Raw genomic sequence first — 14,512 nt, 5'->3', positions numbered from 1 at the left:
GTGGTGGGCGCGCAGCGGCGCGTATGAGTATGGACTGCTTCAGACTGCGTTGCGGCCATCCTGCTCGCAGCGTCAGCCGCGTCTCAGGCAGTTATCTCCCTCAAGTGTCTTTCCCGCATCCAGCGCCTCTTTCACCCGTCTGGCGTCATCCTGTTCGGCTTGAGATGGGTGGCATGCTCGGCTGGACAGCCCCGACGACGCCCGAAGCCCTCGCCGCCAATTCCTTGACTGTCGCTCTGAGCAGATCCATGTCCTTCCGGAATCGATCTGCCGGGCCAGCGACAGTGAGCGATGCGATGCACTCTCCATTGCCGTCGAATACGGGCGCAATCACGGACCCGACCCCAGCGATAGGGGTATCGATGGAACTGCACACACCTTCAGTCCGGATCTTTGCCATCTCGCGCGTGATCGAGGCCCTCGCGATCCCGGCCGGCATCTTGATCTTGAACTGCACCGAGGCCATGTACGCGTCCCGGAACCCCTTGTCGGCAAATGCGAGCAGCAACCAGCCGGTCGGGCTCGCATACAGCGGCCGAACCGTACCGACGGGTACTTGCAGGCGAACCGGATGCGGGCTATTGACAAGTTCGACAAACGCCACGGCCTCGGCCTCACGGTTGAGCACGCCGAGCAAAACGGTCTCGCCGGTGCGTTCAACGAGTTCTTCCATGAAAGGCCGGATCATCTTCGGGAAGTTCCATGCGGACATCACGCTCGCCGAGAGGCGGATGATCGAGGGGCCGATGCGATAGCTGCCCTCACTGTGGATCAGGTAGCCTTCGGCCACGAGGGGGCGCAGCAGATTCAGCAGGCTGCTTTTCGGCGCTGCCAGCGTTGCGCTCAACTCGGCGAGCGACATCCCGTTCTGCGTCAGCGACAACACGTCGAACAATCCCAACAGGCGCGTCAGGGAACGCGGGCCGGTGGTGTCGCGTTCAGGGTCTTCCGCGGGCAGCGGCGCCGATCTCGCCTGTCTTGTCATTCGAATCCTTCGCCCATTCAGGGATGCTGAATCGCCATTTTACCGGGGCACCCCCCTACCGACTCTGGCGATTCATCGACAGGCGATTGACGAAGGTCGCGGCACGCGCTGCGCGATCTCTTCAGAGTTTCAATGCGCCACGCACGGCCTCGGCGATCGTCAGGATCGCGTCTTCGTCGCGTGTTGCCGGGTTGAACAGACGGTTGTGGCAGATCGCCACGGCGAGCTGCGCATCAGGATCGGCCCAGCCGATGGAGCCGCCCTGGCCGGGATGGCAGATCGCGCGCGGGTTCTTCGCCGAACACACTGGTGGATGTTCGCCGCCGAACCAGTAACCCCCGATCGTGATCGGGATCGGGAAGCCGAACATCACCGGATCGGGCTCGTCGCTGTGCGCACGCGGCGTGTTCAGCGTGGCCACCAGGCCTTCCGAGAGCAGCCGCACCCCGTCGAGCTCGCCGCCGCCAGCCAACATGGCCCAGAAACGCACTTCGCTGCGTGCGGTGAAGATGCCGCCCACCCCGGCCACCTCGGCGCGGCGCACCTCGGGTCGCTCGAACACCGCCGGTCCCAGCGCGACCGCGGGCGGCATCGAGGCGAGATAGAGCGGCGGCAAGTGCTCGGCCGGGAGCGGCCGCATCGCGTCGAACTGCCGCGCGATCCGCGGCTCGACAGCATCGGGGATACCGATCCAGAGGTCCGGCGCGCCGAGCGGCGCAGCGATCTCCTCGCGCACGAAGCGGCCGAGCGAGCGATGGTCCGGGTCGGCGCGGCGCACCAGTTCACCGAGGATCCATCCGAAGGTCATTGACAGGTACATGGTCTTCGCGCCGGGCTCCGCCAGCGGCGTGAGCTCGGCAATCGCGCGGGTCATCCAGGGCCAGTCGCACAAGCGCTCCGGGGTCATCCCCTCCGGCATCTGCGGAATGCCGGCGCGATGCGTCAGCACGTCGCGCAGCGTGGTTCTGCCTTTGCCGTGGGCGGCGTACTCCGGCCACCATGTCGCCACGGGTGCGTCGTAGTCGAGCCGGCCGCGATCGACCAGCATGTGCACTGCCGTCGCGGCGACGGCCTTGGTGACCGAGTAGACGTTGAAAAGCGTCTCGCCGTCGACGGGGCGGCCGTTTGCCGGATCGGCCAGGCCGCCCCACGCATCCACCACCAGGCGGCCGCGATGGTAGGCGGCCACCTGAATGCCGATCTCGCGGCCGCTGGCGATCGCGTCATCGATGGCGCGTTGCACCGGAGGGTTGGCGTCGAGCATGGGCGGGGTCAAGCGGGTCTCCTTTCGAGGTGGGCTGCACGGGTCGATGTGGCAGCGGCGACCTGGGCGCGCAGCGGGGCCTTCGATCGAAAAAGAAGCCTCGAAGCTCTTGTTGAGGCCTCGCCAATTGGTTTATATTGTAGAACGACGTTCAAATAAATGACGTCGCTTTTTCACGAGCTCGAGAGCCCTGGGCCCGGGTCGACAAAGGAGCAAGGCATGGTTCAAGGAGTAGCGCAAGACGCCGATGCGGCACTGCTGGCGGGCCGGTGCGCGATCGTGGCCATGCCGGGGCTGGCCCTCGGTGCTGCGCTGGCGCGCGGGCTGCGGCGGCATGGGGCGCGCGTGGTCGAGATCGACGTCGCGCCCGGCTCGCGCGCCGACGCGGAGGCGGCCATCGGGGATGCCACGCGCGAGGCCGGCGGCGCAGACCTCGTCGTGCATGCGGGCGCCACGCCTGCGGCGCTGGCGTCGCGCCCGCTCGAGGCGCTTTCTGCCGAGCAATGGCACTCCGCCGTGCATCGCAGCATGCTCACGAGCCTGTACTTCCTGCAGGCGGTCCATCGCCAGCAGCGCGAGGCGGGCGGGGCGACGGTCGTCGTCGGCCCTTCGACGGCGCTGGTCGGTGCGGCCGGCCTCGTCGCGCTGATCACGCTGGCCGAAGCGCAGCGCACGCTGGTCAAGTCGGCGGCGCGGCAATGGGGCCGGCACGGCATGCGCCTCAACTGGGTCGGCGTCGGGGCGCAGCGCTACGCGCCCTCGCTGGCAGACGCCGCGCTGCCGCCGACGCCGGAGCTCGGTCCGCCGCCGCCAGCGCTCGGCCGCGTGCCCGAGGCGGAAGCCGAGGTGGCCGACGTGATCGCATGGCTCGGCAGCGATGGGGCGCGCGGCGTGACGGGCGCGAGCTTCAACCTCGACGGCGGCGACTGGATGGTGCCATGAGCGCCGCCCGGCCGCCCGAAGGCGCTCGCACCGCAGCCGAAGGCGAAGGTACTCCAATGAGCAATGCAAGCGCAACGACGACGACAACCGGCGCGGGCCTGCTGCAGGGCCGCGTCGCCTTCGTGACCGGCGCCGGCGCCGGCATCGGCCGCGGCATCGCGCTGGCGCTCGCCGCCGCGGGCGCGCGGGTGGCCGTGACCGGGCGCCGGGGGGCGACCTGCGACGACACCGTCGCGCTGATTGCCGCCGAGGGCGGCATTGCTTTCGCGCTGGAGGCAGATGTCGGCGACGCCGCGGCGGTGAACCGTGCGGTCGAAGCAACCGTCGCCCGTTGGGGGCGGCTCGACATCCTGGTGCAGAACGCGAACGCCGGCGCAGACTCGGCGCATCCGATCGCGCTCGAAGAGGTCACGGAAGAAGACTGGCTGCGACAGGCCCGCGTCGCCTGGGACGGCAACCTGCATTGCGCCCAGGCCGCGGTGCCGCACCTGCGGGCCAGCGGGAGCGGCCGCTTCATCGTGCTCGGCTCGGCCTTCGGGCTGCATGGCGCGGCGATGAATCCGGTGTATTCGGCGTTGAAGGGCGGCGACCGCGGCTTCGTCAAGTCGCTGGCGCGCGAGTGGGGGCCCTACGGCATCACCGTGAATGCGATCGAGCCCGCCGCTGCCACCGAGCCGACCCAGGTGTTCTTCGCCCAGAACCCCGCGGTCCGCGACGCCTACCTCCGCATGTTCCCGCTCGGCCGCATGGGCGCGCCGCGCGAGGACATCGGCCGCGCCGTCGTGGCGCTCTGCAGCGACCTGATGGGCTACGTCAGCGGGCAGAACCTGCCCGTCGACGGCGGCCTGTACACCGCATTGTGAGGACAGCCATGACGGGACGCGTGCAAGGAAAAGTGGCGCTGGTGACCGGCGCGGGCGGCGGCATCGGCGCGGCCTGCGCGATGGCGCTGGCGCGTGAAGGCGCCGCGGTCGCGGTCGGCGACATCGACCTGGCCGCCGCCGAGCGCCAGGTCGCAGCGATCGAGGCGGAGGGCGGCCGGGCGATCGCACTGCAGGTCGATCTCGGCGACGAGGCCTCGGTGCTCGCGATGGTCGAAGCCACCGTCTCCCGGCTCGGCGGCCTCGACATCCTGCACAACAACGCGGCCGACACACGGCTCTCGTCGACGCGCGACCGGCCGGTTGCCACCGTCGAGACCGAGGTCTGGGACGCGATCCTGCGCGTCAACCTGCGCGGCACGATGCTCGCTTGCCGGGCGGCCATCCCGCACCTGCGCCGGCGCGGCGGCGGCTCGATCGTCAACACCAGCTCGAATGCGGCGCTCGCCGGCGCGCTCTCGCACAGCGCCTACAGCGCGTCCAAGGCCGCAATCAACTCGCTGACGCAGAGCGTCGCGACGCAGCACGGCAAGGAAGGCATCCGCTGCAACGCGATCTCGCCGGGGCTGATCGTCACGCCGTCGACCAGGGACAGCTATGCCGCCTCTGGCGTCGGAGAGATCATGCTGCGCCACCATCTGACGCCGCGGCTCGGGCGGCCCGAGGACATCGCGGCCGCCGTGGTCTTCCTCGCCTCCGACGAGGCCGGCTTCATCACCGGCCAGGTGATCTGCGTCGACGGCGGTTCGCTGGCGCACCAGCCTTACGTTGCGGACTTCGCAGAGCGCGAGGCAGCATCGTGAGCGATCTGGCGCAGCGTCTGGCCCGCGTCGAGGCTGAGCTGGCGATCGGGCAACTGCCCGCGCGCTACGCCGTCGCGGTCGACTCACGCAATGTCGATGCCCTGGCCGCGCTCTTCGCCGCCGATGTGGACTGCGGCCGCTGGGGCATCGGACGCGAGGCCTTGAAGCGCTACTACGCGAGCCGGCATGTGCTCACGGGCTTCTACCGCTCGGTCCACCTGGTGTGCGGCCAGACGATCGAGCTGATCGACGCCGATCACGCGAGCGGCACGGTCTACTGCCGTGCCGGACACGAAGACAAGGACCACTGGATCGAGATGTCCATCTGCTATTTCGACCGCTATGTCCGCAGCGAAGGCCTCTGGTGCTTCGAGCGCCGCGACGAGAAGCACTGGTACTCGACCGACTGGCAGCAGCGCCCCAACCGCGGCGAGGGCGCGGGCTTCCAGAATTGGCCCGGCAAGTACGAAGGCCCGAAGTTCGCGCCGAGCCTGCCGCATGCCTGGCCGAGCTGGGCGGCCTACTGGGAGGCGCAGGGGGACGTTGCCCGACGCGCGGTGACCCATGCACCCTGATCTCGCATTCACGAGGAACTGACGCATGCGCAGGGCTGCCATCGTCTCCCCTTTGCGCACCGCCGTCGGCGCCTTCGGCGGCAGCCTGAAGCCGCTGCCCGCCGACCAGCTCGCCAGCGCCGTCCTGAAGGCGCTGGTCGCCCGCAGCGGCATCGACCCGGAGCGCATCGACGAGGTCGTGATGGCCCAGTCCTACGCCAACAGCGAGGCGCCTTGCCTCGGCCGCTATGCCGCGCTCGATGCCGGCTTGCCGGTCGCGGTGCCGGGCATGACCCTGGACCGGCGCTGCGGCTCCGGGCTGCAGGCCGTGATCGATGCGGCGATGCAGGTGCAGACCGGCGCGGCCGATGTCGTCGTGGCCGCCGGCGTCGAGAGCATGAGCAATATCGAGTACTACAGCACCGACCTGCGCTGGGGCGCGCGCGCCGGCTCGGTCACGATGCACGACCGCCTGCAGCGCGGTCGCGAGCGCTCGCAGCCCGAACACCGCTTCGGCTACATCTCCGGCATGCCCGAGACCGCCGAGAACCTGGCGGGTGACTACGGCATCTCGCGCGAGGCCGCCGATGCCTTCGCGATGCGCAGCCATCAGCGCGCCGCCGCGGCCTGGCGCGAAGGCCGCTTCGCGCACGAGGTGGTGAGCGTCGCCGTGCCGGCGAAGAAGGGCGAGGCGTTGCACTTCGCGCGCGACGAAGGCATCCGTGCCGAGACCACGATGGAGACGCTGGCGAAGCTGAAGCCCGTGCTGAAGGGCGGCACCGTGACCGCCGGCAACGCGAGCCAGCAGAACGATGCGGCCGCCGCCTGCCTGGTCGTCGCCGAGGACAAGCTGGCCGAACTGAAGCTCGAGCCGATGGCCTGGGTGCGCGGGTGGGCCGCCGCCGGCTGCGAGCCGTCGCGCATGGGCATCGGCCCCGTGCCCGCGGTGAAGAAGCTGCTGGCGCGCACCGGCCTGTCGTTCGACCGGCTCGATCTCGTCGAGCTGAACGAGGCCTTTGCGGCACAGGTGCTGGCGGTGCTGAAGGGCTGGGAATGGAACGATGCCGACCGGCTCAACGTCAATGGCGGCGGCATCTCGCTCGGACACCCGATCGGCGCGACCGGCGTGCGCATCCTCGCGACGATGCTGCACGAGCTGAAACGGCGCCAGGGCCGCTATGCGCTGGAGACGATGTGCGTCGGCGGCGGGCAGGGGCTGGCCGCGCTCTTCGAGCGGGCCGGGTCGTAGTGAACCTCACGGGTCGTACCGCATTGACAGCGCCAACTCGACGCGTTTATATTTCAGAACGTCATTCTATTATTGATACCTGATGCCCGCGAGGCAGCTCGCGTCCGGTGCAGCCAGAACCAGGAGAGACACACAGTGGATACCGCCGTGAAGCCCAAGGTGCGCGTGGACTACGTTCCGGCCGAGCACTACATCTCGCGCGAGATCGTGCAGCTCGAGAAGCGCCTGCTGTGGCCCAAGGTGTGGCAGCTCGCCTGCCGCCTCGAGGAGATCCCCTTTCCGGGCGACTACGTCACCTACGACATCAACGACGAGTCGGTCATCGTCGTGCGCCAGACGCCGGACACGATCCGCGCCTTCTACAACGTGTGCCAGCACCGCGGGCGGCGCCTGACCGAAGGCTGCGGGTCGGCCGCCAGGCTGCAGTGCCGCTTCCACGGGTGGCAATGGAGCCTGGACGGCAAGGTCATCCGCATCGTCGATCGCGACGACTGGCAGGGCTGTCCCGACATGAGCGACGAGGACTTCTCGCTGCCGGAAATCAAGGTCGACACCTGGGCCGGCTTCGTCTTCGTCAATTTCGATCCGGCCTGCGAGCCGCTCGCCCGGCACCTGGCGCCGGTGCCGGAATACACCGACTGCTACGAGTTCGAGAAGATGCGCTACCGCTGGTACAAGTCGGTGCGCCTGCCCTGCAACTGGAAGGTCGCGCTGGAAGCCTTCAGCGAGGGCTACCACGTCTTCGGCACGCACCCGCAGCTGCTCGATTGCCAGGGCGACGACGTGACGCGCAGCTTCACCTTCGGCAGGCACGGCATGTTCGGCTACCCGGCGCCGGCGCGGCTGCCGGGCGCGCCGTCGCCGCGCACCGGACGGCCGGTCCCGGACGACGTGCGCCCCGGCATCGTCAAGTTCTTCGCCGACCTGGAGGACCAGCTCAAGGCGATCACCACCCAGCGCGACCTCGATGCCGCCAGGCGCATCCTCACCGAGTGCTCGCCCGACACGCCGCACCTCGAGCTGCTGATGAAGGTGGGCCAGTTCCAGGCCGAGGCCGCGATCGCCGAAGGGGCAGGCTGGCCGAACATCACGGGCGAGCAGATCTACAAGGCCGGGACCGACTGGCACGTGTTCCCGAACATGATCTTCCTGATGTCGCCCGACGGCATGCTCTTCTACCGCGCCCGGCCGGACGGCGACAACCCCGACTCCTGCTTCTACGACATCTGCTCGATCGCGCGCTACGCGCCGGGCGCCGAGCCGAAGCTCGAGCGCGAGTTCTATTGGGGCGCGGACGACTGGAAGACCGACACCGTCGAGCGCTTCGGCCTGATCCTGTCGCAGGACTTCGCCAACATGACCGAAGTGCAGAAGGGCATGAAGTCCCAGGCCTTCCGAGGCGCGCGCACGAACCCGCTGCAGGAGTCCGCGATCTCGAACTTCCACCGCGCGCTGCGCGAGATCCTGTTCGACGAGACGAGCAGGGCCTGAGGACACGATGTCGACCAACGGAACCTGGGACGAGGCCTTCGACTTCGTCATCGTCGGCAGCGGCGGCGGCTCGATGTGCGCCGCGCTGGCGGCCAAGCAGCTCGGCAAGCGCGCCTTGATCGTCGAGAAGCAGCCGCTGATCGGCGGCTCGACCGGTTTTTCCGGCGGCGTCTGGTGGGTGCCGAACAATCCGGTGATGAAACGCGCCGGCGTGGCCGACAGTGCCGAGCGCGCGCGGCAGTACCTCGATGCGGCCGTCACCTACCAAGGCCCGGGCACCAGCCCCGCGCGGCGCGATGCCTTTCTGCGCAACGGCCCGAAGATGGTCGAATTCCTCGAAGGCCAGGGCATGAGGTTCGTCTACGCCGACGGCTGGTCCGACTACTACGACGAGCTGCCCGGCGGCGAGCCGCGCGGCCGCTCGCTCCTGGCCGAGCTTTTCGACACGCGCGAGCTGGGCGAATGGGAGTCGAAGCTGTCGCGCTACAAGGGCTTCAGCCTGCCGCTGCCGACCGATCAGTTCCCGTCGCTGATGCTGGCCAAGCGCACCTGGGGCGGCAAGAAGACCGCGCTGTCGATGGTCGGACGCATGCTGAAGGCCAAGCTGACCGGCCGGCGGCTCGCCGGCGCGGGCGCGGCGATCCAGGGCCGGATGCTGCAGATCGCGCTGCGCGAGCAGCTGCCGATCTGGACCGATTCGGCCCTTGCGCAATTCGTGCTCGACGGCGATCGCGTCGTCGGCGTTGCGGTGCAGCGCGACGGCAGGCTGGTGCGCGTGCAGGCGCGCGATGGCGTGCTGATGAACGTCGGCGGCTTCTCGCGCAGCGCGGCGATGCGCCAGCGCTTCCAGCCCCAGCCGAATTCGGCCACCTGGACCAATGCCAACCCCGGCGACACCGGCGAGGCGATCGAATGGGCGATGGCGCTCGGCGCGGCGGTGGACTGCATGGACGAAGCCTGGTGGGTCGTGACCTCGCTCGCGCCGGACGGCCAGCCGCCGAAGCCCGGCGGCTATGCGGCCGACGGCACGCCGCTGCCCTTCATGCACCACCTGGACCTGTCGCTGCCGTACTCGATGATGGTCGACAAGCTCGGCGAGCGCTTCTGCGACGAGGCCGGCGCCTACATGGAGATCGGCCAGCGCATGTACCAGCGCCAGCGCGAGACCGGAAAGGCCGTGCCGAGCTGGGTCATCATGGACAGCCGCCAGCGCGCCTACTACCCCTGGGGCACCGCGCAGCCCGGCCAGGTGCCCGAGGAGTGGTTGAAGAGCGGCTACATGGTGAAGGCCGAGTCGATCGACGAGCTGGTGAAGAAGACCGGCATCGACGGGGCAGGGCTGGCGCGGACCCTCGAGCGCTTCAACGGCTTCTGCCGCAGCGGCGTCGACAGCGATTTCGGCCGCGGCTCGCGCGCCTTCGATCGTTGCCATGGCGACCCGACCGTGACGCCGAATCCCAACCTCGGCGCGATCGAGAAGCCGCCGTTCTACGCGGTGCGCATGTACCCGGGTGACGTCGGCACGGCCGGCGGCGTGGTCACCGACGAGCATGCGCGGGTGCTGCGGGAGGACGGCTCGGTCATCCACGGGCTCTATGCCACCGGCAACTGCACCGCCTCGGTGGTTGGGCGTTGCTATCCCGGCGCGGGCGCGAGCATCGGCGCCTCCTTCACCTTCGGCTACATCGCCGCGCACCACGCACTGGGCGCACCCCTGCAATGACATCGACCAGGACGAATCCATGACACCAGACACGCGCATCGACCAGGCCATCCTGGTCGACATCTACCGCCGCATGGCCCTGATCCAGCGCAGCGACGATCGCTTCCGCGCGGTCATCAAGGCCGGCAAGATCGTCGCGCCGTACTACTCGCCACGCGGGCAGGAAGCGATTCCCGCCGCGGTGTCGGTGAACCTCACGAACGAGGACACGATCTGCACCATCTACCGCGGCATCCACGACATGCTCGCCAAGGGCGTGCCGTCGAAGCTGCTGTGGGCGGAGATCGCCGGCAAGGCGACCGGCACCTGCAAGGGCAAGGGCGGCCCGATGCACATCACGCACCCGGAGTCCGGCGTGATGGTGACGACCGGGATCGTCGGCAGCAGCATGCCGATCGCCAACGGACTGGCGCTGGCGGCGCAGATCCGAGGGCAGAAGCACGTGTCCGTCGCGTATTTCGGCGATGGCGCCTCGAACATCGGCGCCTTCCACGAGGCCTTGAACATGGCGGCGGTCTGGAAGCTGCCGGTGATCTTCGTCTGCCAGAACAACGGCTATGGCGAGCACACGCGCTACGAGCTGGCCACCTCCGCGAAGCAGGTCTCCGACCGCGCCGCGGGCTACCAGATGCCCGGCGTCACGATCGACGGCAACGACCCGCTGGCGGTGTATGCGGCGGCGCGCGAGGCCGTCAGCCGCGCGCGCGCCGGCGAGGGCCCGACGCTGATCGAAGCCAAGACCTTCCGCTTCCAGGGCCACGTCTTCGGCGACGCGGACGCCTACATGGCGCCGGGCGAGAAGGAGGCTGCGATGGCGAGGGATCCGGTTCCGCGCTTCCGCAGCTGGCTGATCGAAGGAGGCGTGGCCGAATCCGAGCTGGCGGCGCTCGAGTCGGCGATCGATCGCGAGATCGACGAGGCCGTGGCTTTCGCGCTGGAGAGCCCGGTGCCGGACTTGTCCGAACTGCAGCGGGATGTGCTGGCCGAGGAGGTTGCGCAATGAATACGACAAGCACCGTGCTCGACAAGGTCAAGCCGATGAACACGATCCAGGCCGTCAACCTGGCGCTCGACGAAGCAATGGGCCTGGACCCGAACGTCATCCTGCTCGGCGAGGACATTGCCGACGGCCAAGAGGGCGGGATCGTCGGCGTGACCAAGGGGCTCTCGACCAAGTACGGCACCTCGCGCGTGCGCTCCACGCCGATTTCCGAGCAGGCGATCATCGGTGCGGCGATCGGCGCGTCGATCGTCGGCATGCGGCCGGTGGCGGAGATCATGCTGATGAACTTCACCGCGGTGGCGATGGACATGATCGTCAACCACGCGGCCAAGCTGCGCTACATGTCGGGCGGGCAGACGCATGTGCCGATCACGATTCGCACGATGACCGGCGCCGGCTTCGGCACCGGCGGCCAGCATGCCGACTACCTCGAGGCCTGGTTCGCGCACACCGCCGGCATGAAGGTGGTGGCGCCGTCGTCGCCGGCCGATGCCTACGGCTTGATGCTGTCGTGCATCTTCGACGAAGACCCTTGCCTCTTCATCGAGAACATGCCGAGCTACTGGACGCCCGGCGCGCCGCCGCAGCTCGGCCAGCGCATTCCGCTCGGAAAGGCGAAGGTGCTGCGCGAAGGCCGCGACGTGACGGTGATCAGCTACAGCCGCATGGTGCAGGACTGCGCCGCGGTCGCGGACAAGCTGGCGAAGGAAGGCGTGGAGGTCGAGCTGATCGACCTGCGCACGATCTCGCCGCTGGACGAGGCCACCTTGCTGAGCTCGGTCGCGAAGACGCGGCGCGCGGTGGTCGTGCATGAAGCGGTGCGCCGCTTCGGCGTGGGCGCCGAGATCGCCGCGCTGCTGCACGAGCACCTGTTCAGCGCGCTGAAGGCGCCGGTGCAGCGCGTCGGCGCGAACCACTCGCCGGTGCCGTTCTCCAAGACGCTGGAGGCAGCCCACGTGCCGCAGCCGGCGACGATCGAGGCGGCGATCCGCAAGACGCTGGACTGAAGCGCGACCATCCCAAACGACCGAGGACATCCCCGTGGCCACCCAGGTTCTGCTCCCCAAGATCGGCTTTTCCATGAACGAGGCGACGCTCGCCGAATGGATGGTCGCCGACGGCGCCGCCGTCACCGAAGGCCAGCCGCTGTACGCGCTGGAAAGCGACAAGTCCGTGCAGGAGGTCGAGTCGCCCGCGACCGGCACGCTGAAGATCGTGGCCCGCGTCGGCGAGGTCTACGAGGTCGGCGCGCTGCTGGCCGAGATCGCATGATCGGCGCCGACCTTCCGGCGTGGCCGGTGGTCGACTTCGCAGCCTTCGGCGAGGTCGAGCTCAGGCCGCTTTCGCGCATCCAGGGCCTGACCGCCGGGTTCCTGGCTCGCAACTGGCTGAGCATTCCGCACGTCACGCACCAGGACGACGCGGACATCACCGCGGTCGAAGCGCTGCGTGCGACGCTGGCGCCCCGGCCGAGCGCGCTGGCCTTCTTCGCGAAGGCGCTGGTGTCGGGCCTGAAGGCCTTCCCGCAGTTCAATGGGTCGCTGGACGCGAGCGGCAGGAACCTCGTGCTGAAGAAGTACTTCCACATCGGCATCGCGATCGACACGCCGCGCGGGCTCGTGGTCGGCGTGGTGCGCGACTGCGACCGCAAGCCGCTCGCCGACATTGCGGCCGACATCTCGGCCCTGTCCGCCAAGGCCCGGGGCCGCGGGCTGCCGATGAGCGACATGGAGGGCGGCTGCATCTCGATCAGCTCGCTCGGCGGCATCGGCGGCACCGGCTTCACCCCGATCGTCAACGCGCCCGAGCTCGCGATCCTCGGCATCGCCAAGGCCGAATGGAAACCTCGTCGCGGATCGGACGACGCGATCGAATGGCGGCTGAAGGTCCCGCTCTCGCTGAGCTACGACCACCGCGTGATCAACGGCGCCGACGCGGCGCGCTTCCTGCGGCATCTGGACGAGGTACTCGCCGAGCCGAAGCAGCTGCTCGCCTGAGGAAGTCCTGCAAGCCGCTCGTCATCGCGCATCCTCCAGAATCAGATCGGCCGCGCGCCATGCCATCGCCATCACCGGACCGTTGGTGTTGCCGGCGGGCATGGTCGGCGCGATCGACAGGTCCATCACGCGCAGCGCCTCGACGCCGCGCACCTTGAGCAGCGGATCGACGACGCTGCGCTCGTCGCCGCCCATGCGGCAGGTGCCGCAGGCGTGGTAGCCGCTCTGGCCGCCGCTGCGGAAGGCGTCCAGGATCTGTTCGTCGCTCTGCACCGCCGGGCCTTCCGCTGTGATCCATGCCGCCAGGCTCGGTTGTTCCGCGACGCGGCGCATGAAGCGCATCGAGGCGATCGCGATGCGGCGGTCTTCCTCCTCGGCGAGGTAGTTGGGGTCGACCTTGGGCGGCACGTCCGGGTCGGGCGAGACGATGCGCAGATGACCCTGGCTGCGCGGGCGCAGCCCGTAGCTGAAGAGCTGCATGCCGGGGAAGTCTTCCATCGCCATGCCGCCCGCCGCGAAATCGAGCGAGAAGGGGCACATCATCAGCTGCGCGTCGGGCCGCGCGGCCCCGGGCAACGATCGGTAGAAGCCGCCGACCGGATACGAGCCCGTCGCCATCACGCCGCTGCGCGTCGACAGGTACCTGGTCGCATGGAGCCCGAGGCGCCAGCCGCTGAACTCGCGGTTCTGGGAATGGCGCCAGTCGGCGAGCCGCCACTGCGCCATGTACAGCAGGTGCTCGCGCAGGTGGAGCCCGACGGCCAGGTTGTGCGCCACCGCCCGGATTCCCAGGGAGCGAAGATGCTCGCCGTCACCGACGCCGGAGAGCTGCAGCAGGCGCGGCGATTGGAGCGCACCGGCGCAGAGGATGACCTCGCGCGTCGCGTCGAAACGCCGTGCGCGGCCATCGACCACTGCCTCGACGCCGACGGCCCGCCGGCCTTCGAACAGCACGCGGCGGACCCGCGTGTCGGTGAGCACTGTCAGGTTGGGGCGCGATCGCACCGGGGTCAGGAAGGCGGCGGCGGCGCTCTGCCGCACCCCATCGCGGATCGTGTAGCTCAGGTAGGCGATGCCTTCGTGATCGAGACGATTGAGGTCGTCGCGGCGCTCGAGGCCCAGGCGCGCACAGGCGGCGATCGTTGCTTCTGCCAGCTCGGTGCGCTCGCCGTGCGGCGTCACCTTCAGCGGCCCGCCGGCGCCGCGCAGGTCGTCGGCGCCGAGTGCGTGGTCTTCGATCGCCTTGAAGCTCTTCGCGATTTCGGCCCAGCCCCAGCCGGCGGCGCCCTGCGAGGCCCACTCGTCGTAGTCCGCAGGATGGCCGCGCATGTAGACCATGCCGTTGATCGCGCTCGAGCCGCCGAGCATCTTCCCGCGCGCCCAGACCTCCTGCCGGCTGCCGTTGCCGGCGTGGGGCGCCACAGGGATGTAGTCGGCATGCTTCGGGTCCGCTAGCAGCTTGCCGAAGCCCTTGGGCATGGCGATCGGGGGGCTGTGGTCCTCGGGCCCGGCCTCGATCAGCAGCACCCGGTGGCCGGGGTTCTCGCTGAGGCGGTTGGCCAGCACGCAGCCGGCCGAGCCGGCGCCGACGATGAGGTAGGTCGCGTCGGTCACTGCAGC

The 14,512-nt window shown here is 69.2% G+C and carries 14 protein-coding genes; 11 read left to right on the top strand and 3 right to left on the bottom strand.

Annotation, left to right across the window (positions count from 1 at the left end; all coding sequences use genetic code 11):
- Positions 1-145: 145 nt before the first annotated feature.
- Together ACSQ9I_RS17305 and ACSQ9I_RS17300 are read right to left on the bottom strand one after the other, a co-directional pair.
- Entirely contained in the window at positions 146-985 is an 840-nt protein-coding gene (locus ACSQ9I_RS17305) for an IclR family transcriptional regulator (RefSeq protein WP_093103566.1), read from the bottom strand.
- Positions 986-1,106: 121 nt separating this feature from the next.
- On the bottom strand, positions 1,107-2,261 hold the full coding sequence (locus ACSQ9I_RS17300; protein WP_436295634.1) for a serine hydrolase domain-containing protein: 1,155 nt from the start codon (positions 2,259-2,261) through the stop codon (positions 1,107-1,109).
- Between the two features lie 207 nt (positions 2,262-2,468).
- Here ACSQ9I_RS17300 and ACSQ9I_RS17295 point away from each other — a divergent pair, with 207 nt between their 5' ends.
- The 11 genes from ACSQ9I_RS17295 to ACSQ9I_RS17245 all read left to right on the top strand — a co-directional run bounded on the left by ACSQ9I_RS17295 (position 2,469) and on the right by ACSQ9I_RS17245 (position 12,892).
- Positions 2,469-3,191: an SDR family oxidoreductase gene (locus tag ACSQ9I_RS17295; RefSeq protein WP_436313878.1), complete on the top strand. Its 723-nt coding sequence runs from the start codon at positions 2,469-2,471 to the stop codon at positions 3,189-3,191.
- A gap of 56 nt (positions 3,192-3,247) precedes the next feature.
- Positions 3,248-4,054, top strand: a complete 807-nt coding sequence (locus tag ACSQ9I_RS17290) for an SDR family NAD(P)-dependent oxidoreductase (RefSeq protein WP_436313877.1) — start codon at positions 3,248-3,250, stop codon at positions 4,052-4,054.
- Between the two features lie 8 nt (positions 4,055-4,062).
- The gene (locus ACSQ9I_RS17285) at positions 4,063-4,875 is read left to right on the top strand and encodes an SDR family NAD(P)-dependent oxidoreductase (protein WP_436313876.1); all 813 of its coding nucleotides are present in this window, start codon (positions 4,063-4,065) and stop codon (positions 4,873-4,875) included.
- A complete protein-coding gene (locus ACSQ9I_RS17280) occupies positions 4,872-5,450 on the top strand; it encodes a nuclear transport factor 2 family protein (protein WP_436313875.1) in 579 nt (192 codons plus the stop codon). The genes ACSQ9I_RS17285 and ACSQ9I_RS17280 overlap by 4 nt, the downstream gene beginning before the upstream one ends.
- A gap of 25 nt (positions 5,451-5,475) precedes the next feature.
- Complete coding sequence (locus tag ACSQ9I_RS17275) at positions 5,476-6,678, top strand: acetyl-CoA C-acetyltransferase (protein ID WP_436295639.1); 1,203 nt, start codon at positions 5,476-5,478, stop codon at positions 6,676-6,678.
- A gap of 135 nt (positions 6,679-6,813) precedes the next feature.
- The gene (locus ACSQ9I_RS17270) at positions 6,814-8,169 is read left to right on the top strand and encodes an aromatic ring-hydroxylating oxygenase subunit alpha (RefSeq protein ID WP_436304298.1); all 1,356 of its coding nucleotides are present in this window, start codon (positions 6,814-6,816) and stop codon (positions 8,167-8,169) included.
- Between the two features lie 7 nt (positions 8,170-8,176).
- Positions 8,177-9,892, top strand: a complete 1,716-nt coding sequence (locus ACSQ9I_RS17265; protein WP_436313874.1) for an FAD-binding protein — start codon at positions 8,177-8,179, stop codon at positions 9,890-9,892.
- Between the two features lie 19 nt (positions 9,893-9,911).
- Positions 9,912-10,895, top strand: coding sequence for a thiamine pyrophosphate-dependent dehydrogenase E1 component subunit alpha (locus tag ACSQ9I_RS17260; RefSeq protein ID WP_093103554.1), 984 nt, complete (start codon positions 9,912-9,914; stop codon positions 10,893-10,895).
- On the top strand, positions 10,892-11,902 hold the full coding sequence (locus tag ACSQ9I_RS17255) for an alpha-ketoacid dehydrogenase subunit beta (protein WP_436295642.1): 1,011 nt from the start codon (positions 10,892-10,894) through the stop codon (positions 11,900-11,902). Before ACSQ9I_RS17260 ends, ACSQ9I_RS17255 begins: the two co-directional genes overlap by 4 nt.
- A 34-nt stretch (positions 11,903-11,936) precedes the next feature.
- A complete protein-coding gene (locus ACSQ9I_RS17250) occupies positions 11,937-12,167 on the top strand; it encodes a biotin/lipoyl-containing protein (protein ID WP_093103551.1) in 231 nt (76 codons plus the stop codon).
- A complete protein-coding gene (locus tag ACSQ9I_RS17245; protein ID WP_093103549.1) occupies positions 12,164-12,892 on the top strand; it encodes a 2-oxo acid dehydrogenase subunit E2 in 729 nt (242 codons plus the stop codon). Before ACSQ9I_RS17250 ends, ACSQ9I_RS17245 begins: the two co-directional genes overlap by 4 nt.
- A gap of 21 nt (positions 12,893-12,913) precedes the next feature.
- Here the strand turns inward: ACSQ9I_RS17245 and ACSQ9I_RS17240 are convergent, their stop codons facing one another.
- The gene (locus ACSQ9I_RS17240) at positions 12,914-14,506 is read right to left on the bottom strand and encodes a GMC family oxidoreductase (protein WP_436313873.1); all 1,593 of its coding nucleotides are present in this window, start codon (positions 14,504-14,506) and stop codon (positions 12,914-12,916) included.
- Positions 14,507-14,512 lie beyond the last annotated feature (6 nt).

It is taken from the genome of Variovorax sp. LjRoot84 (assembly GCF_964254305.1).
Classification (GTDB): Bacteria; Pseudomonadota; Gammaproteobacteria; order Burkholderiales; family Burkholderiaceae_C; genus Variovorax.
The sequence above is the reverse complement of the archived record's forward strand: the minus strand, read 5'-3'. Positions and strand labels throughout refer to the sequence as shown.